The following is a 24370-nucleotide window of genomic DNA, read 5'->3' as shown; positions in this document are numbered from 1 at the left end:
TTTTGTAGGTAATTTACTAAATAAAAAAGGAACTCATACATGAGTTCCTTTTTTATTTTGAAATATTCAGATTAATTAATCTTCATCATCTTCGTCATCATCCTCATCGGCGATGTCTTTATCATGGTCGTCATCGTCATCGTCTCCATCAAGATCTGGTTTGTCCAGATTCTCATCTTCATCTTCGTCGTCTGCTTCATCTTCTAAATCAAGACCTTTAATTGGTTCGATTGTATCAACATCAGCATCGATTTCATCATCTTCATCGTAATTTTCAATTCTATCAGCAAGTTTAGTACTAATTTTTACTAAATAAATAGTATCTTCTGTACGTACTTCAACAGCTTCTATCAATTCGTTTTTAGCATTTCTAAAACGGATAACATCCGAATCATCATAACCATCAGGAAATTTCTCAACTAGTAAGTTTAAAATTTCATTGGTAAGTTTAGCGTAATCAACTATTACTCTTTTCATAAAGTTATTCTATAAATCTAATAAATATGCAAAAATTAATGGTGCTACAATGGTAGCGTCTGATTCAATGATGAATTTTGGAGTTTTAATATCTAATTTACCCCAAGTAATTTTTTCATTAGGAACAGCTCCAGAATAAGAACCATAACTGGTTGTTGAATCTGAAATTTGGCAGAAATAGCTCCAAAATGGAACATCATGCATTTCCATATCTTGGTATAGCATTGGTACCACGCAAATTGGGAAGTCTCCAGCAATACCACCACCAATTTGGAAAAATCCAATTCCGTTAGTGCTATTTTTAGGATACCAATCAGATAGGAAAACCATATACTCGATTCCAGATTTCATCGTAGATGCTTTTAAGTCACCTTTGATTACATATGAAGCGAAGATATTTCCCATTGTACTATCTTCCCATCCTGGTACAATAATAGGTAAATTTTTCTCTGCTGCAGCATACATCCAGCTATCTTTTAAATCAATTTCGTAATATTCTTCCAAAACTCCTGAAAGTAACATTTTGTACATGAATTCATGTGGAAAATAACGTTCTCCTTTATCATCTGCATCTTTCCATATTTTGTAGATATGTTTTTGCAAACGACGGAATGCTTCATGTTCTGGGATACAAGTATCTGTAACTCTGTTTAATCCTCTTTCTAATAAATCCCACTCATCTTGTGGAGTTAAGTCACGGTAGTTTGGTACTCTTTCGTAGTGAGAGTGTGCTACTAGGTTCATGATATCTTCTTCAAGATTGGCTCCTGTACAAGAAATAATTTGAACTTTATCCTGACGAATTATTTCGGCAAAAATCTTTCCAATTTCGGCAGTACTCATTGCTCCAGCCATACTTACCATCATTTTGGCGCCATTAGCCAATTGTTGTTCGTATGCTTTTGCAGCATCTACAAGTGATGCAGAGTTAAAGTGCAAATAATGTTTCTCAATAAACTGACTAATTGGTCCTTTCATTTTTTTTCTCTTTTTATGATTTTAAAGGTTAAAAACCTTCAAAGATTATTATGCAAATTAATAAATTTTATAAATATTTAGTACAATTTGCGATTTTTTTTATTGTTTTTTACTGTACCCTAATATCTTCAATACTTCATCTGATGTTTGCTCTTGAGAAAATACCTCAGTTGCTAAAAATCCATTTTCGTCTCTATCAATTAAAATATGCTTTGGCTGTGGGATTAAACAGTGATGTAATCCTCCGTAACCTCCAATTGTTTCTTGATATGCTCCTGTATTGAAGAAACCAATATATAAAGGTTTTTCTTTATTATATTTTGGTAAGTAAATGGCATTCATATTCTGTTCTGAATTGTAATAATCGTCACTATCACAAGTAAGTCCGCCTAATAGAACCCGTTCGTAAGTATCATTCCACCGGTTTACGGCTAGCATAATAAATCGTTTGTTGATTGCCCATGTGTCAGGTAAAGTGGTAATGAAAGACGAATCAATCATATTCCATTTTTCTCTGTCATTTTGTTGTTTTTGGTACAAAATCTGATAGATTGCACCTCCGCTTTCACCTACAGTAAACGAACCAAATTCAGTAAAAATATTTGGAACATCTACTTCAGCTTCGTCACAAGCAATTTTTATTTGATTGATAATTTCATCAATCATATATTGGTAATCATACTCAAAAGCCAATGAGTTTTTGATAGGGAATCCACCGCCGATATTTAAACCGTCAAGAGTAGGGCATTCCTTTTTTAAAGCTACATATACTTTAATACATTTTACTAATTCATTCCAGTAATATGCATTGTCGTTGATACCAGTATTAATAAAGAAGTGTAGCATTTTCACTTCTAAATTTTTATTTTCTTTGATCTCTTTTTTGTAAAAAGGAACAATGTTTTTGTATCCAATTCCTAATCTTGAAGTATAGAATTCAAATTTAGGCTCTTCTTCGGCTGCAATTCTGATTCCGATTTTGAATTTTCCTTTAATCTCTGCCTGAAGCAAATCAAGTTCTTCGTAGTTATCGATTATCGGAATGGTGTTTTTATGACCATTATTTATAAGTCTTGCAATATTTGTAACGTATTGATCTCTTTTGAAACCGTTACATATAATGTAAGTGTTTTTATTGATCTTGCCATTCTCTAATAAATTCTCTGCAATATTGATGTCAAACGCAGATGAAGTTTCGATATGAATGTTGTTCTTAAAAGCTTCATTCATTATAAATTCAAAATGAGAACTTTTAGTACAATAACAGTAATAATATTTTGCTTCGTATTTATTCTTTTCCATCGATTTTCTAAACCAACTTTTTGCTTTGTTGATGTTATTAGAAATTTGAGGTAAATAAGTAAATTTTAATGGCGTACCATATTTTTCTACCAATTTCATCAAATCGATGTTGTGGAAATGAAGGTTGTCTTTGTTTAAAGTGAATTCCTCTTGAGGAAAGTAATATGTTTGATTGATTAAATCAGAATATTTTGTATTCATTGATATAGGTGTATTATAAATTAAATTAGTTGTAAACAATAAAATAATCTAGAATTCAAACCCTAATATTTGCGAACACGATTTGTAGTTTTTCGTGCTCTGCTTTTGAGCATTGGAAGATATCAAAACAAAAGTTTCCTTTTATGTTATAAAAACGGTTCAATATCCTCAAGAATGAAGTATTGGCGTAGCTCCTGAAAGAACTAAATTGTTTTTGTTTTTGATTTTTTTTCACGGTGCAAATGTAAAAAATATTATATACGTAAAGCAAAGCTTTTTTATTAAAAAATAAGTTAAGATTTGTAATCTTCAAAGGACTGAAGAATTAATTCATTTTCAACCGATTGATTGATTTTTATTTTACCTATTCCTTCGATCAATGCAAATTGAATTGACCCATATTCATTTTTCTTATCATGAATTAACAATTCTAAGATTGGCTCGATGTCATTTTCTTCAATAATGACGTCGTCATAAATTGATTTTATAGCTGATTTTATCTGAGAATATTCCTCTTTAGTAAGTAGGTTTTTGTGTAATGAGATGTAACTTTCGAGAATCATACCAATAGCAATTGCTTCACCATGTAGTAATGTTTTCTTGTTTTCATTCTCTAAAAAATAACTTTCGATTGCATGTCCTAATGTATGTCCGAAATTTAAAGCCTTACGAATATGTTTTTCGGTAGGGTCTTGCATTACAATTTCGTTTTTAATTTCTACAGAACGGTATATTAATTCATCAAGATCTGTAAAATCGATAGCTTTTAAGTCTAAGAACTTTTCCCAATAAGCAGCATCATAAATTAATCCGTGCTTTAGCATCTCTGCAAGACCAGAGCGCATTTCATTTTGCGATAAAGTTTCTAAGTATTGCGTATCAATTAATACCATTTTTGGAACATTGATAACACCAATCTGATTTTTAAGATTCCCCAAGTCAACACCATTTTTACCACCTACAGAAGCATCAACCATAGATAATAAGGTAGTAGGGATGTGTATAAAATCGACTCCACGTTTAAATGTAGAAGCTACAAAACCACCTAAATCGGTAACAACGCCACCGCCAAGGTTAATAATTAATGTTTTTCTGTCAGCACCAAGTTCAGTTAGTACTTTCCATATTTCGATACAAGTCTCAATGTTTTTGTTGATTTCACCCGAATCAAATTCTATAATCTCTATAGTAAGGTCGGTTTCTAATAAAGGTAGAAATTTAGGTAAGCAATGCTCATTTGTATCCGTATCTACAACGATAAATAAGTTAGAATACTTGTTTTCTTTTAAATGATTATTTAAAGCTTCGTATGCATTTTGATTAAAATGAATAGGATAATTATTAGCGTGAATTGATTGCATATTTCCTGTAGTTAATTGAAAGCGCAAAAATAAGTTATTTTAAACTAAAATATATTCAAACATGCTCTCTAATTTGTGTAAATTATTCTATTTGCAAATAGATTATGTTCTTTAAAAGTTTCTAAAGCATACTTTTATAGGATAAGGGACACTAGGGAAAATTAAGGTAGAGCCAACTCTGTAAATAATTATTTTGTCAAGATTAATTGCTTGCTGTTCTAGTGTATAATTGTGACGATACTGTTTAATCTCGTTTATTATTTGTTTTAAGTAATAAATGATGTGAAATAATGAATTTTTAACAAAAAAAGTATTCAAACTCTCTCTATATTTGCATAAAAAAAATCCCTAATAATGGAAAAAATATTTAATAATACACAAGTTGCATTTTCGTTAAAAAGTGATACAGAGCTTGAAAGAGCTTATTTTCTTTTTAAAATGATTGCTAATCAACCCTTAGTTCGTATTGGAACAGCGGTTACTAACTTTGCATTAAAAGCAAATTTACCTGTAGAAAAATTAATTCGTGCCAACAGTTTTCGACCATTTTTGTGGTGGAGTAAATGAGGATGATTGTATTACTGTTGTTGATAAAATGTACACTAAAGGTGTTTGTTCTGTATTAGATTATTCAGTAGAAGGGAAAGAAGAAGAGGAGCAATTTGATGCTGCTTTAAAAATGACTTTAAAAACAATTGAGTTTGCTAAAGAACGTGAAGCTATTCCGTTTGCGGTTTTCAAGCCAACTGGTTTAGGTCGTTTTGAATTGTATGAGAAACTAGGTGAGAAGCAAACTTTAACTCCTGCTGAACAAACAGAGTGGAATAGAGTAGTTGAGCGTTTTGATATTGTATGTAAGGAAGCATATAAAAATGATGTAGCTTTACTTATTGATGGTGAAGAAAGCTGGATGCAAGATGCTGCCGATGATTTAGTTACTGAAATGATGCGTAAATACAATAAAGAGAAAGCAATTGTATTTAATACATTACAGATGTATCGTTGGGATCGTTTGGATTATTTGAAAAAATTACATGAACAAGCTAAAGCTGAAGGTTTCTTTATAGGAATGAAATTGGTTCGTGGTGCTTATATGGAAAAAGAAAATAAAAGAGCTGAAGAGAAAAAATATGTTTCTCCAATCTGTGTTTCTAAAGAAGCTACCGATATTAATTATGATGCAGCAGTTTTATATATGTTAGAGCATTTAGATACAATGTCTATTTTTGCAGGAACACACAACGAAAACAGTTCTTATACTTTGATGCAATTAATGCAAGATAGAGGGATTAAAAATAACGACCACAGAATTTGTTTCGGTCAGTTATATGGTATGAGCGACAATATTAGTTATAATCTGGCTGAAAACGGATACAATGTTGCTAAATACCTTCCGTTTGGTCCTGTAAAGGATGTTATGCCTTACCTTATCCGTCGAGCGGAAGAAAACACTTCTGTTGCTGGGCAAACAAATAGAGAATTAGAGCTTTTAAAAACTGAACGTAAGAGAAGAAAAGGAGAATAGGTTTTAGACTCAGTCTTTAGTTGCAGTTTGCATCTCAGTTATAATATAAAAAAAAACTCCAATTTTAATTGGAGTTTTTTTATGCCTTTTTATGACAATTAAATTTAAGTAGTAAATACTCTCAATCGTTATTGAGTTTCTTGTATTGATTGTTTTGCTAATTTTCAAAGCCTGTTTTTGGCAGTGTACACTTTAATGAATATGCATTACTGTTTAGGCAAGTTGGTTACTTGATTTTAAATCTATGAATTACTAAATTGTAAGTTGCTTAGGTTTTTATACGTTCCATTCTCTAGAGCAATTAATTCATGGTGTGTTCCTTGTTCAGAAATTATTCCATTATCAAGAACTAAGATTTGATCGGCACTACGAATGGTTGATAAGCGGTGTGCAATAATAATACTTGTTCTTCCTTGCATTAAAATTTCTAATGCTTCCTGAACTAATTTTTCACTTTCACTATCCAACGATGATGTTGCTTCATCAAGAATCAAAATACTTGGGTTTTTAAGTAATGCACGGGCTATCGCAATACGCTGACGTTGCCCCCCAGAGAGTTTAATCCCTCTTTCTCCAACTAGTGTATCGAATTTTTCAGGGAATCCTTCAATAAAATTAAATGCATTGGCTTGTTTAGCTGCCAGTAAAATTTCTTCTTCGGTTGCGTCTGGTTTTCCGTAGGCGATATTTTCTCTAATGGTTCCTCCAAATAAAATTACATCTTGAGGAACAATGCTCATGTTTCCTCTTAGATTTTCTAAATCATAATCGTAGATGTTTTTCCCGTCAACAATTATTTCTCCTGCATCGATATCATAAAAGCGTAATAATAAAGAAGAGATTGTTGATTTTCCTGCTCCACTTGGCCCCACGATTGCAATTTTCTGACCGAATTTAGCGGTGAAATTAACGTCTTTTAAACCGTAATTTCTTTTCTTGATGGATAACTGAATTGTACATTCTTGAACGTTACATTTCCTTGTATTTTTTCAATAGCTGTTGATTTTTGGTGCGAGTTTATTTTCTCAGGATGCTCATCTAATAATTCAAAAACGCGTTCGGTTGCACCAATTGCTTTTTGAATTTGTGCATACAATTCGGCAATCCCACCAAAAGAAGCTCCAACAAAAGTAGAGTAGAGTACAAACGAAATTAATTGCCCTACGCTCATTTCGCCCGCAATACTTAATCGTACGCCATACCAAACCACTGCTACGACAGCTCCAAACAAACAGAATATAATAAATGAAGCAAAATAACCACGGTATTTACCTCCTTTGATTGCAAGTTTAACTACTTCTTTGATTTTTCCGTTATAACGTGCAATCTCGTACCATTCATTAGCAAAAGCTTTTACGATGCTAATGCCTTGCATTGTTTCTTCAACAATTACCTGACTTTCGGCAACCTGATCTTGTACTTTTTTAGAATATTTACGAATGAAACGCCCAAAAATAACTGCTGCGAATGCCACAAGTGGAACTACAGATAGCATTAATAAGGTAAGCTTTAAACTTTCGGTAGCCAATAAAATAATTCCTCCTATAATTAGTATAAACTGACGTAAAAATTCTGCAATTGTTGACGTTAAGGTATCTTGTATCTGAGTAATATCAGCACTAATACGGCTGTTTAATTCTCCCACACGTTTTTGTGAAAAGAATGACATTGGTAATTTTACCAAATTACTGTAAAGCGCCGAACGAAGATTTGCCAGCGTATTTTCGGTAAAATTTACAAATAATGATAATCTGAAAAAGGAACAGATGGATTGTAAAAACAGAATAACAATCAGTCCGAGTGCAATCGTATTGGCTTCGGAGTTGTCTTTGTTCTTAACACAATCTATTAGCATTCCCATTAATTTAGGGAAAGCCAATGCCGTTGCTCCTGTAAAGAGTAAAAACACCAATCCAACATAAAATTTCCATTGGTGTTTTCCTGCGTATTTAAAAATTATTATTGCTTTATTGAGTGAAGTAGCGGTTATTTTTGATTTAGATAAATCATTTTCTTTGAATCTTGCCATTGTATAATATATATAAATACAAATGTATGACTATAAGAAGTTATTACAAAAGAATTATATTATTTCGTGATGTAATTAAAGTGTTGTAAAAGAGCAGTGTAAAAAAAACTTTAAATTTATTTTAAAAAAAGGCTTGCGAATACGAATTCTAGCTGTATATTTGCACACGCAATCACGATATGATAGCAACCTAGTAAAATAGGGCGATTAGCTCAGCTGGTTCAGAGCACCTCGTTTACACCGAGGGGGTCGGGGGTTTGAACCCCTCATCGCCCACCACCTATTTTAGGAATGATATTATAAAGTTCCACAATCTTACTAAAAACCTGCAAATTTCGGATTTGCAGGTTTTTTTATTTCTACCTGTTTCCTCCAAAATTTTCAAAAACGCTCAAAATTACATGGCATTTTTGTGGCACTTTTAAATTTTAAAAAAATGTGCCACAAAATAAAGTTCAAATAACTGATTATCAACATGTAAAATACGTTAACGACTTGATTTTAAGACGCTATAGTTCGACATTTACTAATTTAAATTGTTGAATTATGTTAGAAAGCAGTTTTGGATTAACCTTCTTTTGAAGGCTCCACGTAAAAAGAACAATCTCAGGTATATTTACCTAAGAGTTATCGTTGATGGAATCCCTAAGGAAACTTCCACCAAACGCAAATGGGATATTAACAGGTGGGATCAAAAAGCCGAAAGAGCTGTAGGTACAAAAGAAGATGCCAAGACCACTAATTTTTTTCTTACTACAATTGAGACTAAAGTTAATCAATATAGAAATGATTTACTTTATGCGGAAAGTTCTATTACATCTCAAAAAATAATAGATTTTATTATGGGACAAATAGCCCCAAAAGTAAAAATCCTTGAGGAATTCCTAAAGCATAATAACGAATTACTAGCTCTTGTAGGCAAGGGAGAATATGCTATTGGTACTCATGAACGTTTTGAAATATCTAAAAAACACCTAAAAGAATTTCTATCATTTAAATTCAACTTGGAAGATATGGAATTCAGGGACTTAAACTACGAATTTATAAAAGATTATGAATTTTATCTCAAAACCATTAAGAACTGTAATAACAACACTGCATTAAAGTACATTACAAATTTCAGGAAAATTGTGAGACGAGCACTTGATAAGGAAATTATTAAGGAAGATCCATTTAAGAAATTTAAAGGAAAAAAAACAAAAACGAAGAAAAAACCACTCACGGCAGTGGAATCATAAGATTGAAAATCATGCTTTTCTACTCCAAGGTTGGCTGTCATACGCGATGTATTTATTTTCCAATGTTATACTGGTCTTGCATACATTGATGCATTCCAACTTAAAAAAGAAGATATTAAGATAGGTATTGATGGTGAATATTGGATTATGTCTGACCGCCAAAAAACAGAATCGGAAACAAATATTCCATTACTGCCCAAGGCTCTTGAAATTATAGAAAAATACAAAGATCATCCGCTTTGTCTTAACAGAGGAACCGTTCTTCCTGTAAAATCAAATCAAAAAATGAATGCTTACCTAAAAGAAATTGCTGATCTGTGTGGGATTACTTGTGTATTAAATACCCATAAGGCAAGACGAACTTTTGGAAGTACTGTTACGCTTGCTAATGATGTACCAATTCATATTGTCAAAGAAATGCTCGGGCATCGATCAGTACAACAGACTGAAGAATATGCAATAACCGAGCAGCAGACGGTTGGTCGGCAGATGATTGAATTGAGAAATAAATTGAATAAAAAAGCATCCTTAGAACCTGAGAATAGCTTATTAATCTTGGAAAGACTTGAAAAAGAAATCGCATCAATGAAAGAAAAAATCTTGATTGGTCTATAGAGATAATGGAATGTGACGAGTTAAATAAAGTAATTAGAGTATTAACTAAAAAAAAACACGTATTAATACGTACATAAACGTGTAAAAAAAATCTTAGGCTTACACTTAACTGATTTAAGTATTTCCCATTTTTGTTAAGGAGATATAAAAAGAGCCATAAAGTCTATCTAGAGACTTTATGGCTCTATAAGTAATTCTGAGTAAATACGAGGGGTACAATATATTTTTTAAGTTTAGACCACTTAACTTTTAATATATTAAACCATTACAATATAATATAAACCTATTATTTTCATAATCAAGTTCAAACCGTTTTTAAGCAGTTATTGCTTTCTCCTTTTTCTTCTCCAAAGAAAAAATCCTGTAATGGAAAGAATTGCAGGACTGAATCCGACAAATACATAAAGAATTTTAATAAATAAATTATCATAATCACCCCGGTGAAGCTGTTTCATCATCCAATAAAACCGGTCTGAAAATGGTTTTTCTTCAATCCGTATCGTTTTGATCCAATTTCCATTATCACTGTCGTAATAAACGTCGCTGCCTTTACCGAAATACAGCGGGTTTTGGGTATCGGAAAACTCGCCGCTTACAACAATGTCCGTTTTCTTATCAGCGGGGATTTTTACGGCAATTGGCCTGAAATTGGGAATCTCCCGGGCCTGTTTTATCACTTGGTCTATATCTGCCTTTGCCTGATAATTCTGTTCTTTCTTTGGAATTAATTCCCACTCGGCTGGTAAAAAAAGGCTTTTGTTCATCCAGAAACCCGTAAAAAAAAGAATGAAATTAAGCATCAAAGTCCAGACACCGATAATCCTGTGCAGTGATGAATTAAGGGTTCTGGCAGATTTACGATTTAACTTCTCTCTAAATATTCGTAGAAAATATCTTTTACGATAAATGATCATACCCGTAATTAAGTTTAGCAGTAAAGCAATGGCCGCAATGGCTGTTATAAGCCTGCCTGGTTTATCAATTAAAAGTGAGTAGTGCGCAAGATACAGCCAGCGAAAAAATGGGGATTCAAAAGAGCTAAAATCGCCCTCTCTTACAATTTTTCCCGTATAGGGGTCTACCATGCAGCAGTAGAGATAATTATCAGTTACATTATCCTGATAATTAAAAATCATAAATTCGTAAGTATCGCACGTATTTCTTGGAAAAGTGTGCAGCATAATCTGTCGTGCCTGAGGATACCGCTCAGAGACTTTATGATACATCTGGTTTAATGAAATGGTTTTGCCGCCCTTCACGCAGTAATGCATGGGTGGGTTATTGAAATACTCAATGTCTTTTTTAAAAACCAGCAAAGCGCCCGAAATTCCAAAAAACAAATACAGCACCCCGAAAAATAATCCGAGGTAGCTGTGCAGCTGAAATGATATTTTTGTGATTTTTTTCACTTTAAGTTCTAAATAACAGCTTTATAATTTTAATTTTAAAGATAAGATAACCTCACGCAGGACTCCCGGGGTAATCATACCGCGGCCGCCATACCAATAATGCTCGTTGAGCAGATTATTAGCAGAAAGAGAAAAAACATATCCTGTTTTCTCAAAACTTATAACTGAGTTGATTAAGGTATAAGCATTAGTGGAAAAAGAACCATTAGTGTTGTTAATCATCAAATCTTTACCATAATGACTCCCGCCCAAGCCTAAAGAAAAACCGCTCAAAGCTTTTGATTGCGGAGCGTAATTGATATACCAGGTTCCGGAAAGTTTAGGACCAGCATCTACAGGTCTTAAACCTTGAGTAAGTGCATCAGAGACTATAAGTTTACTGTCGTTATAAGCAAAACCTGCATGCAAAAACAATCCTGCCATCGGATTTGATTCTAAATCTGCTTCAAATCCTTTACTGCGCTGCTCGCCATCTTGCAGATAGGAAGCCGTATCATTTGGGTCCTGCCTTACCACATTGGTTACATCTATATTATAATAACTCAAAACGGCATCCAATAGGTTCTTTTGCAGAGAGATTTTAACTCCCCATTCCCATTGATTTCCATAAACGGGCTCAAAATTGGTCATCTGCCCGTTTACTGATTGAGGTGCCTGCGGCTGAAAACCATTCATATAATTGGCAAACAATGCAATTCTTTCAGGAATAATCTGATAATTAATTCCTAATTTCGGAGAAATAGCCGTTTGTGTATAAGCCCCAGTAGTTGTTGCTGTTAGCAAATCGTCTGTCCCTTTGTTATTGATATAATTGATTCGGGCACTAAGCATTACACTTAAATTCTCCAATGGGTTGATAACATCTGAAGCATATACTGAATAATGATCCTGAATCGCATTATAATTCTCTCCATAAGGTTTTGAAGCCAGTTGATCAGAAATATATTCATTATTGAAATAAGCATTTTGAGGATCTGCAGCAGTAGCCGAAACTTTAGTGAAATTCATAGATTTACTGGCAATCCCGTAGAGATAATGATAATACTCAACACCAGTAATTAGTCGGTTTTTAATACTGCCAATTTTGAAATTCCCTACAAAGTCTTGCTGAATTTGCTGACTGGTAATATTTTCCGGATACATTCTATACACTCTTCGTGTCACATTCTGGCTGTCATCATCGAGTCTCAACCTTATATAATCTCCCGGAGTTTTATTGTTGATGGAAATTAAATTGGTTTCAGATTTCCAATTTTCTGAAAGCCTGTAAATGATTTTTCCGTAAATATTTACCGCCTTATTATTCAAAGTTACCGTATTGTCCTGGAAGGAACGCAGATAATCCAAATTGAGTTCATCAGCCGATTAGCAGTCCCCAAAGCCACTTGGTACAGTGGATTATTCGTAGCGGTTTTGTTTAAAATTTCGGCATCAAGCTGGATATTTAAATCATCGCTAATCTTGTAAGAAATACTGGGAGCTAAAAAAAACGTTTTTGAAAAACCCTGATCCTGAAAAGAACCGTTGTAGGTGTAAGCACCAGTTAATCTGGCAAGAACCTTTGCGTCTTTATCAAGTGGTCTGTTAATATCAAGGGTGGCTCGCTGCAAATTGTAAGATCCGCCCGTTGCACTAATGTCGGCAAAAGTGGTATGCTGGGGTTTTACGGTTACACGATTAATCAGTCCGCCAAAAGTAATCATAGTAGCACCGCCTCCTCCAAAAATTACGGCGCTTGGTCCTTTGATAACCTCAAGCTGTGCTGTGCTGACCGGATCCATATCAGAGGCGACATAACCGTTTACGCCATTTCTAAAACTCGAACGCGTACGAAATCCCCTAATGGAATAATAAGGTGAAATACCGGCCCAGCTCGGGGCAACACCAGCGGCATTGTGCAGCATTTCGCCCTGGGTGTAAAAATTTCTGTTTTTAATCAGCTGCGGGGAAACCGAAGCAGTAACCTGGGGGTTTTCTAAGTTTTTAATTGGGAGTTTTGAGGCCACTTCGCTCGATACGTCCTTAGATTTTCTGACACCTTCAATAATCACTTCGTCCATTAGGGTATATTTGCCCGGGATGCTGTCCTTTTTTGTGCACAGATTTGTAGCGAAGCCACCAAAGCCAACACAAAAAATATCTTTATTTTCATTATTAGTAATGATTTTAATGTAATGTCAATAGGTCAAATAGACCAATAATTATTTTTTATCAGTTTGTTTTACAAAAGGAAGTAATACGGAATGATCCATTCCTCGTACTTTCAACGATTGCAGGATCTGTATTTTCTACAGTGCCTCCTTCAATAGGTGGTTTTGGAGCGTACTCCAGATCTAGCATTACCGCTTTGGTATAATTATCTCCGTTAATGTCTCGAACAATTGCCAAGCTCATATCGATCCCTGCAGAAACACCGGCACTCGTCCAGTATTTACCGCTGTTTGTATAACGCTGATCCACTACTTTTACGTGGTACTTTTCAGCTAAAAGTTTCTTTCCGTACCAATGACTAGATCGCTTTTACCATCTAAAAGACCCGTTGCAGCCAAAACCCAAGCACCTGTACAAACGCTCGTTGTATATTTTGAATTTTTATCAATCATTTTATCCAATCAAGTAAAACTTTATCTTTTGTTAATGCATAAGTTTCATTTAGACCTCCGGGAATAAGCAAAATATCCAACTGCTTTACATCATCAATTGATTTATCGCACTGCACTTTCATTCCATTCATAGTGGTAACAATTCCTTTATGCCTTCCGACAAAAAAGACTTTCTACACCCATCATGTCACTAAATACGTGAAATGGTCCCATTGCATCTAGCACTGCATAATTATCATATAATAAAATCCCTACTGTTTTGATTTTGCACTTTTGGCTTGGGAAACATTTCAGCCATTTGCTCTTCATGGGTTTTATGCTCTTCTTTTTTTGAAGTTTCTTTATTGTCACAACTTATCAATAATGTTGCACAAACTAATAGGATTAATTTTTTCATTTTTTTTTAAAATTTAGCTGTTAATGTTACTCCCAAACTGGCAGGTTCGGCCATTCTTACATTTCGGCCACCAAACTCGTATCCCCACTACCATAATTCATATGGCTGCATTGTTTACGTTTTTTGTCTAAAGAAAAACACCATATTCTTTATAGGTAGGAATTCCAAATCTGGTGTTGATGAGCATATAAGTTTGTTGGTACAATGCGTTTTGGATATCAGTATAATAACCACCAATATTGCGTAATTCTGTTCTAAAAATTAACCCAACAGCTTCTGAAGTTTGAATAGAATATTGTCCGGCAACAAATAAAGTTGTTTTTGGTGCATTGGATAATTTATTTCCTTTTACCGATGTACTGGTTTCTTCCCCAGTTACAAAATTGACTCTTTTTAAATCAAAATCCTTGTACTCAGCATCATTGATCGCATAAGAAATATCAAATTGCAACCCTTTTAGAGGAAGAACACTTCCCTCAATTTCGATCCCTTTAGAATACGCATCTCCTACATTTTCCAACGCATAAACACAGGACCTACCAAGTTGGTCAATTGTAGATCCTTCCAATTAATTGAAAAAGCGGTTGCCGAAAGTGAGGCTTTGTTTTTCCAAAAGGAAGTACGATACCCTACTTCAAAGTTATCAGAATATTCAGGACTATATTCCTGATTAATTTCGTTAGGCACTACACTTGCATTGATACCACCAGCCCTAAAGCCTTTAGTAAAATTTCCATAGATGCTATTATTTTCATTAAATTGATAGGACAGAGCCACTTTTGGAGAAAACAATTGTAAGATGCCGATTTTTCAACATCAGGATTTACGATGGTAAATACGCCATCAACAAAAGTGGCATCACCAAAACCGTTAAAAATGCTTTTTCTTTCTTCAAAATCATAACGGGCTCCAGCAGTAGCTTTTAACTTTTCGGTAATTTTATAGCTGACTTCTCCAAAAACAGCATAGCCTTTATTGTCACTCTTGTTTCTGGAAACAGTAAAGTCCGTTGGTGTATTTTCGTAGGCTAAATTAGCAGTAGGTTCAAATCCAATTTGTTTAAAACCATATACTCCTGCGGTATATTGAATTTTTTTGGTTTTATCAGTAGAATTAATTCGAACCTCTTGTGTGATCACTTCCTGTGGAGGTAATTTTTCTCCAATTTCACGGTGGTAGAAAGTATGATAATATCCCGGAAAATCAAGGTCTTTTAAAGAAAAGCTAATTTCTTGGTATGCTGTGATTGAAGTAATATTAAATTGATTCGCTTCGTATTTTGCAACTAATGAATAATTATTAAAATTTCTCTGGTGTTTTCCAATTCTGGTAAGGTTAATTGTTTTAGGGTTTTCAAAACCGGCAACATCACTCATCTGTGAAACCATATACCCTGAATTATCAGACCAGTCTTTTTGAACTTTTGCGTTGGCTGTCAAACTAAATTTAGAAGAAACTAGCCATTTTAAAAATAAATTGCCATACGTATTTTCTTCACCACCCACTTTTTTTCCGTTTAATGAAGTGTCTGTGCTGGCAGTTCCCTCAATACTATTTATTAAATACCCTTCTCTTTTCTGAAATAATCCGTTGATTCCAAAATATAATTTGTCTTTAATAAGCGGCGTTTTAATTCCTACCGAATACTTCTGCAGGCCAAAACTTCCAGCTTCTACTTCTGCAAATCCTGAAAGTTTATTGGTTGGTTTTTTTGTAAAAATATTCACAACGCCTCCCATTGCATTTCTACCAAATAATGTACTTTGAGGCCCACGAAGCACTTCAATCCTTTCAAGATCAGAAAAGACAAGACCGTTGGCAATAATATCTAAATTACTAACATCATCTACATAGGTTGAAATCGCTGGATTTTGACTAAAAACCTGAATTCCTCTAATAGATTGTATCCCTGTAAAACCTACACCTAAATCCTGATAAAGGTAATTTGGTACAATAGCAGTTAGTCCGGACAAATCTACAATTCGAGAATTTTATAGTCTTGGCAGATAATGAAGTTACAGCACCCTGGATATTTTTAAGTCCCTCTTCCTGCTTGTTTGCTGTTACAACTACTTCATCTAAAATAGTTTCATTGTTTTCTAAAACAATGTTGAGGATTTGCATTTGTTTGGCATCAACAACAATTATTTTCGAAGCATAATTTTGCGCCGTTACCGCCAATGTAAAATTCTCTTTAGTGGTAGATAATGTAAAATTACCTTCTTTATCTGAAAATGTTCTGCTTTCAGAATTCGAATTCGTATCTTCGGCATTATTTATCGACGAATCACTTTCATTGGATATCCTTCCTGTAATGCTTTGTGCAGACATAATATTTGCACATAAAAACAGTAGAGTTACCATTAGTTTATTAAAATTCATTGTATGTTTTTTGTTTTGTAATTTTTATATAATTGTAATTTTATTAAAGTGCAAGCACTCTTTCATTGTTATACAACAATGAAAAATTATTCCAATACGAATTGAAATGAAAATTATAATTTATATAAAAAGAGAAGGGGGACGAAAAGTATCTGTTGAAACAGAAATAGGCTTATTATCGAATCTAGCCGGAAAGTCTGCTTTGATTCCAATAGGTGCTATTAATTTGAAAGTATTATTTGAAGTATATAAAATGTAAACCAACTCTGTTTTCTCCTTCAGGTTGTCCTGCATTTTCTTTTCGTTATCGTCGTATTTCTTTAGACTTTTTTGAAGTTCACATCGACCGTTACAGCTATTGAAAACCATTTTTCGCTGTACGCAGATGGTTTTTACAATCTCTTGCTGCTCTAGTTTAAAAGATACATAAACAAACACACTACCAAATGATGGTACTAAAATAATGCAGCTAAGCAATATGATTAGATACTTTTTCAACGTTGCTATTTTGTTTATGAGCGCGAAAGTACCATTTTTTCTTTTTATTTTGAAGAAAGGTCTTATTTACTTAACTTAAAAAACACCATTTTGATTATTTAGAATTACTTAAGACTAAAACTTTGTGTTGTGTAAATTCCATTATTCTCTGTTAAAAACTTAGTTTAAAATGATAGTTATAGATGGAATGACTTGTGGCTTAAAATAAATTTTTACAATCTTATCCAATTTCTTGCACCACTGGTGTGAGTTTTGCGACATATGTTTGTCTAAAAACCTCTGTTTTTATTTTTTATATTCTAAATACAAGACATTATTTTTATTCAATGAAATTAATTGCCTGAAAAGAACTTTCTTAGAAGGCTTAATTTGAATTGTAGTATTGTGAAATTTTCAATTTTACTAAAAAAAGTTTTTTTCACAGCCTCACGTTCTCGCGCCACAAACAGTTTGGGACTAAATTAATCTCTATTTTCGGATTTGCGAAATGTTCCAAATATAAAACCAATTTCAAATTAAGTCTAAAACACAAATTGCAGTAGGCCATGCTAGATAGTTAATTATGTTCCTTTGAAATAATTTTTATTTAAAGTTAGGTGTAATTGTAGAATCTTCATGAATTAGTTCAGATAATCCTTTATTTATTATATCCCAATGACATTTCTTTAATTTTATCTGCATTAGTTTCGTAGCGTACATCATATGTTCCACTTACTATTTTCAATCGTTAAAATATTGAATGATAAATTGTGATGATAAATAGAATGGAAGAGTATAATAGCTAACAAGGCATCAATATTTTTTAACTGGAAAAAATAAAGAATGCAAAACAGATATTTTTTTATTCACTATCATTATCGACTCTTAATGAGTTTAATAATTCACTCGAAATTCGTTTGCTCTGATTAGTTAATTTAAAGATACCTAATTCCATTGCTCTTAACGAAAAAATGTCTAAATAATAATACTTTGTCTGAATTTTTCCATTTTCTACTTCTCCGTCAATTAATATTATTCCACGAAAGTCATTAGGACAACCAATCAGTTGTATAAACTCAAAAGAGTCAAAAAAATAATAACTTGGTTTGAGCATTATTTTATGTATGTCAAAGTAAGATGTTGTAGCATCAAATAGTAATTAACCTGGCACTTTAAAGTGTTATCATCATTATTGTCTATTATTATATCAAATCCGTCAACATCAACATCTGATCTAAATAGTTTTAAATGAACTTGTCTTTTAGCAGAGGCTTCTTTCAATTCAAAAAATTGGTTCCGTTTAAAATATCTTCTCTAACTTGAGTATTGTTTTTAAGTAATCTTTCATAGTTTATGTTTAGACGTTTTGTTTCTTGCGTTACTTCTTAACGTTAAGTATTAAGAAAAATATCATAGCCGATTGTGGGCTTAATTCCTGTCAAGTTACGAAAAGATTGAAGCGGGCCCTTGAATTTACTACTGAACTGGCTATTATTTTTATACATTGTTATGGGGCGAATTTCTATAATTCATTTGATTTTAATCCAAAGATTTCCCTACAAGATTTCCAATGGCAAAGTATTGAGTCCCTAATTCCATTTCAGAATCATGATCTCGAATGAAAACAATATCCTTTGTCCCTGTCTCTTGAATTTCAGTAATAGCGTTTTCGTAGTTTTTATTGTCTCCACAAAAAACGATATTGTCAAATATCGAAAGTTTATCAGTAATTACTTTTCTATTTTCATTTAAATCCTTTAATAAGTTATTTATGCGGTCAACAATTTCTCGTTTGTTTCAAATTGAAATGCATGAAGTTCAAATTCGGCTTTGTCAATTTTTATTTTTTTTCCATCTATTTCACTAAAAGTCTCATCTACAAAAGGAAACTTAGATACTCCTGAGTAGAAAATTAGAAAACCAAATATTTTGCCTTCTCCACTTTCTTGTATTCAATAATGTTTCATAACAAAGTCTCGCCAAGCTAATTTTACTCATTTCCTTTTGTGGATAAACTTCTAAATACATTTCTTGAAATCGAATAATGGAACGACTTAAAAAATCACCATCTATTAGAACAATTGTTGAAGCGTAGTCATCAGTTATAATGAGAGTCTTGTTCTTTTCTGCAATCTCGTGTTTCTTAGCTCTAAACTGTTCGATAAACACCCAATCTTTATTGTAATTGATTAATAAGTCAGTTAAACAAATAAAAATGTATTTGTGTAATTTTTCAAAAAGAGCTTTACTCTTATTTTCATCAACAAGCTCTTCAATTCTCTTTCCCTTATGAAATATCTGGGTTCGTAAACCATCTCCATTACTACCACTTGAATAGTACTTAAATTCTTCACTAATTTCATGTATTTGATGAATATTTTTAGCAATATGAGATATTATTTTTGCTTTTACATTTTGAAATTTTTCATATTTATCAGGTGACGCGATAAATTCAAACAGTCTAATTATTTGGATAAATTTTTCGGTATTTGAGTTTGATTCGAGGATTTGAGTATACATTCTCAAAGCATGTCTTGCAACATTACCAATTTCACTTATGTCATTATTCAATAGTGGGAAAGAATTCAATAAGTCAGGTTCACTAATTGTTAATCCATTACCCAATGATATTGTATTTGTATTTACTTTTTCGCATATAATTCTTGTAAATGGACTACCATAATCATTAAACATTAATAAAATAGATTCTCCCGTTTCAATTTGTCCAACTCTACCAGGTAGTGTTGAGTTATTATTAATGTTACAATAATTGAAAATATAAAAGTCTAAAATTGGAATTGTATATTCTAAAGCAAAATTAAGAAGATTCAAATTATTAGTTACTTGAGCAGGGAATTTCACAGGTGAACTTGAAAGAAACGCAATTAATGCATTCTCTTTTAGTTTATTAATTTCTCTGGAGTTATCTTCTAAAAATGAATGATTCTTAAAAAGTTCATTTATATCAACTGCACCTTTTGGATAAATAACTAAATTCTTAACTCTTGATTTTTGATTAATTGAAAATCGTTCTATTGGTAATATATACAAATAGTCATTACTTGTTTTATTTGGAAAATCAATTAGAATACTCTGCATTGTCTGTCTTTTAATTTGCCTCATAACGTTCTGTAACTACAGCGGGTTTGGGACTTAATTAAGGCGATTATTCGGATTTGCCAAATCTTCCAAATACAAGAGTATTTTTCCATTAAACCAAATGCCCAAATCCGTTGTAACTGTTATGTGCACTTTTATTTTTTATCCAGAAGACTGTTCTTTAAGATTTTATTCAGGATTTCAAATTTTAGATTTTCGTCGCGATACTCAATCCAATTATTTTTAAATTCCTTTTTTGCTTCAAAATTTTCACCTCCATTGATATGTATTTGTCTTAAATAAGACATATCTTTCCCCTCAGATTCTCCTGAAACAATAATATCTTTTAATAAAACTTGAGAGTCAATTAAATTATCAATTTCATCGTAATCAAGAACAGTGAAATTTATTGCATTAATTATATAAATAAGTTTTCCGATTTTTTTTGTGTCTCCGGTATCATTATTTAGATATTCTTTAAAATTTAAAAAATTATCTGTTGTGTAATTAAATTTTGTAAGGTCATAATCTGGAGCAAGCATAAGGATTTGAAACAGAACAGTATCTCTAGAATTTGTATTTTGGTTTTCCAGCCATTCTAATAAGTTTTCAATAATTCTCATAATTCTTAAATTTTTTAATTGTTGCGTGCAAATTGCACATACCGTTCTGGCGCATGGCGAGGTTGGTGATTAAAGATGCTTGGATTTTTCGATTAAATACAAATTTTCCAAACACAAAACCAACTTTCCATTAAGCCTAAAACCCCAATCTCGCCAAACGGCCGTTGGCAGTAGCTTTTTTTCTTTTACAATATTGGTTTACGCATTGATGTTTTTCCATTCGATGGTTTTCCTGTTTTGTGACAAAAGTTTTCAGGATAGTTATCGTTTCCAAAAGAAGCCCAACTTCTATATGCTTGATATGAAAATGGCTTTTTTAAATTAAATTCTATTTTTTCTCCAGTTCTTATGCAGAAACCATTTATTGGATTTTCTATTTCCGCTGTGTTTGGTGCTTTTTATCTTGTACTGAACCCAATTCCAGTTCGAAAGGAAAATCTTCTAATGTTTTTATTTGATTATCTCGATTTCTATTCCACGAAGAGTAAAACTTTTCAGTTGTGTCGTGTAAAGTGTCAGATTTTATATAATTTTTACCAAGCAATGAACTCAATATTTTCTTTCAAAAACTGGTCTTTTTATGAAAATAGCTTCACTTTTTTCGGCAAGTTCATAACAAGTTTGCCAAGCTTCATTGTCTGTATTTGTTGTGAATTTTGATAAAATATTTATTTCAGAAAAAACACCAAATTCAACATTGTTTTTAAATGAATAATCATATAAATTTATTGAAGTAATTACCCCTTTCTTTTCATTTCCATAATATTTTGCGTGAAGATTTGGAATATAAACTATACTTATGTTAAGAAATTTTTTGAAATAGTCAAAATCATTTTTGCTTAAACTTCTACTTACTTCTTTTTCGTTTTTACCAAAAACAATTAGAATATGTAGTTTCGGATTATTCATATGCTTGTCAAAAAGTCTTTTGAAATAATCATCAAGTTTAATAAATGGAGAAACAATTAAAAGATTGCTTTCTGCTTCCCAAATTATTTCATAAACTGCATTTTCAAGATTTTCTCCGGTAATAAATTTTGCCATTTTCTATTTCAATTGTCTTTTTCTACGATTCTCTGTGCTAAAGTTACTGCCAACGTCAGTCTGTGGAAAAACTTTCGTTTTGTTGTAAACAAATATAGGAAAGTATTGCTTTTAAAACAGGATTTTTCGTATTTTTTAGTAATGCAACATATACATGGAACTTCCTGCAACCAGATGCGTATTTCAAGTTTAGAAGAAGCTATCGCACTCGATAATCAAGTACGTTTTATAGATTTGCTAAGTCGTTGTCAGTTTTGTCAATAGTTCGTTTTTAATTAATCAAAATCAGGAAACCAACAACCACAATCGTGTTGAGTTCTTGACATCTGTTACATCGTCTGAGACTCAAGATATTTATTATTTTAATTATTATTCTTTTTGTCATAATTTTAAAATCTAGATTTTTTAGCTAATTTTTGCGTTTCTGCGTGGCAATCTACCCAAATTGCTTGTAGCTGTTAGCAGCAGCTTTATATATTCACAACTTCTATTTTCGAATATCTATCGAATTCTAAGAATTGAAGTAAGTTTTCAGTAATTTCTTTTGAATATTTACAAATTAATTCTAATGCAAAAATTTGCTCTTGTTCATTGGTTTCTGAATTAGTTATAATGCTGTATGAAGTTGAATGAAGTGATGCACTTGTAATTTCATAGACTAGTTCATATTCTTTTTCTAAAGATGTAACTTCAGCTTTTGTCTTCCAAGTTCTACGTGTTTCTTTGAGTTTATTGAAAACATCGTCTTCATTAGTAAAGTTGAATAGAACTTTTAAATTTTCTTTTTTAAAAAGTTCTTCTTGTTTTTTGTTTTTTAAATGTTGTAAATGTTGTAACTGACTTTCATATTTTTGAAGTTGTTCTTCCATCAAACTTTTTTGTAAAAAGTAACCCATATTTTTGAAATCTCCCAAAATATGGTTAACTCTTTTTCTGCTCGGGCATCTATTTCTCGTTCTATTTTTTTTATTTTATTAAAATATTTTTGTATATCCTCTTCGCTATTATTAGATAGATTTGTTTTGTCCGGTTTCGTGTTTTCTTCTTCGATTTTGTATTTATCAATTAATTGAATTTCATATTCAAGTCTAGAAATAAAATTTTCACATTTTTTGATTTGCTCTGAATATATAGAATAGAAAAAAGTATAGATATATTTTTCCTCCATTAAAAATAATTTTGAGTGAATTAATGTTTCTAAAACAAATCTAAGAGTTGAGGAGTTTAAAATAAAAGAATTGGGAATTTCAATTACTTGGTTTTTTAAATATAATATTTTTTCTAAAAAACTTTTTGAAATAAAAAAATGCTCAAATCGACCAAAAGTTTTATAAAAATCTTCAAAATTGGAGAGTTTAACAATTATTTCGTGGTCCAAAATAGCGGACTGTTTTAAATTAATAATTTTATTTTCTAAAGTCATTTGTTTTACGTTTTGTTGTGAAAAACCGCTGTTAGTACTATTATAATATTATATGTTTTGATTTGCTTCTAAAGTACCGTATTTATTGACTTGTTTATTTTTGATGATGCAAATTTGAAGCAAAAAAAAGCAATATAATGTTTGCTTTGTTGTACCAAATGTTGTACTTTCGTTTCAGGTTGCACTCAAATGAAACGCTTTGTTTTTAAAGACTTCACCCATTTGCTTCCTTTTGTAAACTATAGTACAACTTTTTAATTTTTGCAATTTATGGCTTCTATTAAGTTAATTTTAAGAACACATCAGCAAGACCAAGCGGGACATTGTCCTTTATATATAAGAGTTATTAAAGACAGGAAAGCAAAATTTATTTCTGTTGGCGTGAAGTTGAAAGAGAGCGAATGGGACGAGGCAAAACAGAGGGTAAAAAGAACAACCCAAATAGCGCAAGAATGAACGCTTCCATTGCTCAAAAAGTAGCAGATGCGGAAGGACAGGTTGCGGACTTGGAAAGAAAGGTAAAAACGGTTTCGGCAAAGAAACTTAAAGAAGCTATTAAAGGTAAAGAAGTGCCTAACTTTTTTGAATACTCTTATAAGTATTGCGAAAAAATCAGGGGGAGTGTTTCTGTGGGAACGTATAATAATTACAAGCTGTATTTAGAGAAGTTTGAAAACTGGTTAGGCACAAAAGATGTTTTCTTTGATGATATTACCGTTTCGCTCTTAATGGACTATATGGCATATATGGTAAATGAATTAGGTAATGGATTAACCACACAGCGCTACTCCATTATGATACTGGCGATAATGTTCAAACAAGCCATTAAAGAGGATATTATCCCCGAATATATGTACCCAATAAGTAAACTGACTTTAAAAAAAGAAACAGGCAAGCGATTGTTTTTGAACAAGGAACAAATTGAGGCAATGATTAATTACAATGCAGGGGAAGGAACAAAAGGAGATATTTACAGGGATATGTTTATTTTTTCCATTTATGCAGGAGGGCTACGGTTCAGCGATGCTTTGGAAATCCAAAACAAGGACTTTATTGAAGACGAACAGCGAATTAAAAAAGTCATTCGTAAAACAGGAAGACCCCATCAGTTTAAAATCGGTAAAGTAGCTTTGGATAGGTGCTGCCTCCCTAACAACAGGAGCATGTATTAACCTTAGCAATACGTA

Annotated in this window: 22 protein-coding genes, 1 tRNA gene and 4 pseudogenes; 6 read left to right on the top strand and 21 right to left on the bottom strand. The window is 32.3% G+C overall.

The genetic code is table 11. From position 1 onward, the window contains the following. Positions 1 to 75: 75 nt before the first annotated feature. From AC1RYN_RS08875 to aroB, 4 genes are all read right to left on the bottom strand, one after another. Entirely contained in the window at positions 76 to 477 is a 402-nt protein-coding gene (locus tag AC1RYN_RS08875) for a DNA primase (protein WP_481806678.1), read from the bottom strand. A gap of 9 nt (positions 478 to 486) precedes the next feature. After that, positions 487 to 1455: a deoxyhypusine synthase family protein gene (locus AC1RYN_RS08870; RefSeq protein ID WP_035625188.1), complete on the bottom strand. Its 969-nt coding sequence runs from the start codon at positions 1453 to 1455 to the stop codon at positions 487 to 489. A 99-nt stretch (positions 1456 to 1554) separates the two neighbouring features. Beyond that, complete coding sequence (locus tag AC1RYN_RS08865) at positions 1555 to 2958, bottom strand: type III PLP-dependent enzyme domain-containing protein (RefSeq protein WP_264287012.1); 1404 nt, start codon at positions 2956 to 2958, stop codon at positions 1555 to 1557. Positions 2959 to 3251: 293 nt separating this feature from the next. Continuing rightward, complete coding sequence (gene aroB / locus AC1RYN_RS08860) at positions 3252 to 4319, bottom strand: 3-dehydroquinate synthase (RefSeq protein ID WP_481806682.1); 1068 nt, start codon at positions 4317 to 4319, stop codon at positions 3252 to 3254. Between the two features lie 354 nt (positions 4320 to 4673). Here aroB and AC1RYN_RS08855 point away from each other — a divergent pair. After that, positions 4674 to 5844: pseudogene (locus tag AC1RYN_RS08855) on the top strand (proline dehydrogenase family protein). A 242-nt stretch (positions 5845 to 6086) separates the two neighbouring features. Here the strand turns inward: AC1RYN_RS08855 and AC1RYN_RS08850 are convergent. Further along, a pseudogene (locus AC1RYN_RS08850) lies at positions 6087 to 7873 on the bottom strand (ABC transporter ATP-binding protein). 201 nt (positions 7874 to 8074) lie between these two features. Here AC1RYN_RS08850 and AC1RYN_RS08845 point away from each other — a divergent pair. The 3 genes from AC1RYN_RS08845 to AC1RYN_RS08835 all read left to right on the top strand — a co-directional run bounded on the left by AC1RYN_RS08845 (position 8075) and on the right by AC1RYN_RS08835 (position 9726). Beyond that, positions 8075 to 8152 (top strand) — tRNA-Val (locus AC1RYN_RS08845). Positions 8153 to 8412: 260 nt separating this feature from the next. Next, positions 8413 to 9111, top strand: coding sequence for a phage integrase SAM-like domain-containing protein (locus AC1RYN_RS08840; RefSeq protein WP_481806677.1), 699 nt, complete (start codon positions 8413 to 8415; stop codon positions 9109 to 9111). 30 nt (positions 9112 to 9141) lie between these two features. After that, a complete protein-coding gene (locus AC1RYN_RS08835; protein ID WP_481806676.1) occupies positions 9142 to 9726 on the top strand; it encodes a site-specific integrase in 585 nt (194 codons plus the stop codon). A 323-nt stretch (positions 9727 to 10049) separates the two neighbouring features. Here AC1RYN_RS08835 and AC1RYN_RS08830 read toward each other — a convergent pair whose 3' ends face one another. The 16 genes and pseudogenes from AC1RYN_RS08830 to AC1RYN_RS08755 form a co-directional block, all read right to left on the bottom strand. Next, positions 10050 to 11135 carry a PepSY-associated TM helix domain-containing protein gene (locus AC1RYN_RS08830; RefSeq protein WP_481806675.1) on the bottom strand — a complete coding sequence of 362 codons (1086 nt, stop codon included), beginning with the start codon at positions 11133 to 11135 and terminating at the stop codon, positions 10050 to 10052. A 21-nt stretch (positions 11136 to 11156) separates the two neighbouring features. After that, positions 11157 to 12443, bottom strand: coding sequence for a TonB-dependent siderophore receptor (locus tag AC1RYN_RS08825; protein ID WP_481806674.1), 1287 nt, complete (start codon positions 12441 to 12443; stop codon positions 11157 to 11159). 2 nt (positions 12444 to 12445) lie between these two features. Beyond that, positions 12446 to 13195 carry a TonB-dependent siderophore receptor gene (locus AC1RYN_RS08820; RefSeq protein WP_481806673.1) on the bottom strand — a complete coding sequence of 250 codons (750 nt, stop codon included), beginning with the start codon at positions 13193 to 13195 and terminating at the stop codon, positions 12446 to 12448. Between the two features lie 151 nt (positions 13196 to 13346). Beyond that, a complete protein-coding gene (locus AC1RYN_RS08815; protein ID WP_481806672.1) occupies positions 13347 to 13595 on the bottom strand; it encodes a hypothetical protein in 249 nt (82 codons plus the stop codon). A 139-nt stretch (positions 13596 to 13734) separates the two neighbouring features. Next, positions 13735 to 13896 (bottom strand): annotated as a pseudogene (locus tag AC1RYN_RS08810) (DJ-1/PfpI family protein); the annotation flags it as partial. Positions 13897 to 13973: 77 nt separating this feature from the next. Further along, on the bottom strand, positions 13974 to 14135 hold the full coding sequence (locus AC1RYN_RS08805; protein ID WP_481806671.1) for a hypothetical protein: 162 nt from the start codon (positions 14133 to 14135) through the stop codon (positions 13974 to 13976). Between the two features lie 127 nt (positions 14136 to 14262). Then, positions 14263 to 14912: pseudogene (locus AC1RYN_RS08800) on the bottom strand (TonB-dependent receptor domain-containing protein). Continuing rightward, positions 14822 to 16108: a TonB-dependent receptor gene (locus AC1RYN_RS08795; protein WP_481806670.1), complete on the bottom strand. Its 1287-nt coding sequence runs from the start codon at positions 16106 to 16108 to the stop codon at positions 14822 to 14824. Before AC1RYN_RS08795 ends, AC1RYN_RS08800 begins: the two are co-directional and overlap by 91 nt. Further along, the gene (locus AC1RYN_RS08790; protein WP_481806669.1) at positions 16029 to 16517 is read right to left on the bottom strand and encodes a carboxypeptidase-like regulatory domain-containing protein; all 489 of its coding nucleotides are present in this window, start codon (positions 16515 to 16517) and stop codon (positions 16029 to 16031) included. Before AC1RYN_RS08790 ends, AC1RYN_RS08795 begins: the two co-directional genes overlap by 80 nt. A gap of 120 nt (positions 16518 to 16637) precedes the next feature. Next, positions 16638 to 17015, bottom strand: coding sequence for a hypothetical protein (locus tag AC1RYN_RS08785; RefSeq protein WP_395413955.1), 378 nt, complete (start codon positions 17013 to 17015; stop codon positions 16638 to 16640). An 841-nt stretch (positions 17016 to 17856) separates the two neighbouring features. Continuing rightward, a complete protein-coding gene (locus tag AC1RYN_RS08780; protein WP_481806668.1) occupies positions 17857 to 18108 on the bottom strand; it encodes a hypothetical protein in 252 nt (83 codons plus the stop codon). Positions 18109 to 18884: 776 nt separating this feature from the next. Beyond that, positions 18885 to 20093 (bottom strand): hypothetical protein, encoded by a 1209-nt coding sequence (locus AC1RYN_RS08775; protein WP_481806667.1) that lies wholly within the window; start codon positions 20091 to 20093, stop codon positions 18885 to 18887. Positions 20094 to 20248: 155 nt separating this feature from the next. Then, positions 20249 to 20716 (bottom strand): hypothetical protein, encoded by a 468-nt coding sequence (locus tag AC1RYN_RS08770; protein WP_149207243.1) that lies wholly within the window; start codon positions 20714 to 20716, stop codon positions 20249 to 20251. 549 nt (positions 20717 to 21265) lie between these two features. Continuing rightward, entirely contained in the window at positions 21266 to 21760 is a 495-nt protein-coding gene (locus tag AC1RYN_RS08765; RefSeq protein WP_481806666.1) for a phospholipase D family protein, read from the bottom strand. A 470-nt stretch (positions 21761 to 22230) separates the two neighbouring features. Then, positions 22231 to 22629 (bottom strand): hypothetical protein, encoded by a 399-nt coding sequence (locus tag AC1RYN_RS08760; RefSeq protein WP_481806665.1) that lies wholly within the window; start codon positions 22627 to 22629, stop codon positions 22231 to 22233. Next, positions 22629 to 23183, bottom strand: coding sequence for a hypothetical protein (locus AC1RYN_RS08755; protein WP_481806664.1), 555 nt, complete (start codon positions 23181 to 23183; stop codon positions 22629 to 22631). Before AC1RYN_RS08755 ends, AC1RYN_RS08760 begins: the two co-directional genes overlap by 1 nt. Before the next feature lie 270 nt (positions 23184 to 23453). Here AC1RYN_RS08755 and AC1RYN_RS08750 point away from each other — a divergent pair, with 270 nt between their 5' ends. Next, positions 23454 to 23639, top strand: coding sequence for an Arm DNA-binding domain-containing protein (locus AC1RYN_RS08750; protein WP_481806663.1), 186 nt, complete (start codon positions 23454 to 23456; stop codon positions 23637 to 23639). Continuing rightward, positions 23585 to 24355: a tyrosine-type recombinase/integrase gene (locus AC1RYN_RS08745; protein ID WP_481806662.1), complete on the top strand. Its 771-nt coding sequence runs from the start codon at positions 23585 to 23587 to the stop codon at positions 24353 to 24355. Before AC1RYN_RS08750 ends, AC1RYN_RS08745 begins: the two co-directional genes overlap by 55 nt. Positions 24356 to 24370: the final 15 nt, after the last annotated feature.

It is taken from the genome of Flavobacterium sp. TC780, assembly GCF_056783245.1.
This window is presented reverse-complemented; position numbering and strand designations above follow the sequence as displayed.

Coding starts and splice junctions, on each gene's coding strand:
- AC1RYN_RS08805 (WP_481806671.1), bottom strand. CDS start 14,135: ATGAAAAAATTAATCCTATTAGTTTGTGCAACATTATTGATAAGTTGT.
- AC1RYN_RS08760 (WP_481806665.1), bottom strand. CDS start 22,629: ATGGAAGAACAACTTCAAAAATATGAAAGTCAGTTACAACATTTACAA.
- aroB (WP_481806682.1), bottom strand. CDS start 4,319: ATGCAATCAATTCACGCTAATAATTATCCTATTCATTTTAATCAAAAT.
- AC1RYN_RS08820 (WP_481806673.1), bottom strand. CDS start 13,195: ATGGACGAAGTGATTATTGAAGGTGTCAGAAAATCTAAGGACGTATCG.
- AC1RYN_RS08870 (WP_035625188.1), bottom strand. CDS start 1,455: ATGAAAGGACCAATTAGTCAGTTTATTGAGAAACATTATTTGCACTTT.
- AC1RYN_RS08875 (WP_481806678.1), bottom strand. CDS start 477: ATGAAAAGAGTAATAGTTGATTACGCTAAACTTACCAATGAAATTTTA.
- AC1RYN_RS08775 (WP_481806667.1), bottom strand. CDS start 20,093: ATGCAGAGTATTCTAATTGATTTTCCAAATAAAACAAGTAATGACTAT.
- AC1RYN_RS08865 (WP_264287012.1), bottom strand. CDS start 2,958: ATGAATACAAAATATTCTGATTTAATCAATCAAACATATTACTTTCCT.
- AC1RYN_RS08755 (WP_481806664.1), bottom strand. CDS start 23,183: ATGACTTTAGAAAATAAAATTATTAATTTAAAACAGTCCGCTATTTTG.
- AC1RYN_RS08780 (WP_481806668.1), bottom strand. CDS start 18,108: ATGCTCAAACCAAGTTATTATTTTTTTGACTCTTTTGAGTTTATACAA.
- AC1RYN_RS08750 (WP_481806663.1), top strand. CDS start 23,454: ATGGCTTCTATTAAGTTAATTTTAAGAACACATCAGCAAGACCAAGCG.
- AC1RYN_RS08770 (WP_149207243.1), bottom strand. CDS start 20,716: ATGAGAATTATTGAAAACTTATTAGAATGGCTGGAAAACCAAAATACA.
- AC1RYN_RS08745 (WP_481806662.1), top strand. CDS start 23,585: ATGGGACGAGGCAAAACAGAGGGTAAAAAGAACAACCCAAATAGCGCA.
- AC1RYN_RS08765 (WP_481806666.1), bottom strand. CDS start 21,760: ATGGCAAAATTTATTACCGGAGAAAATCTTGAAAATGCAGTTTATGAA.
- AC1RYN_RS08790 (WP_481806669.1), bottom strand. CDS start 16,517: ATGAATTTTAATAAACTAATGGTAACTCTACTGTTTTTATGTGCAAAT.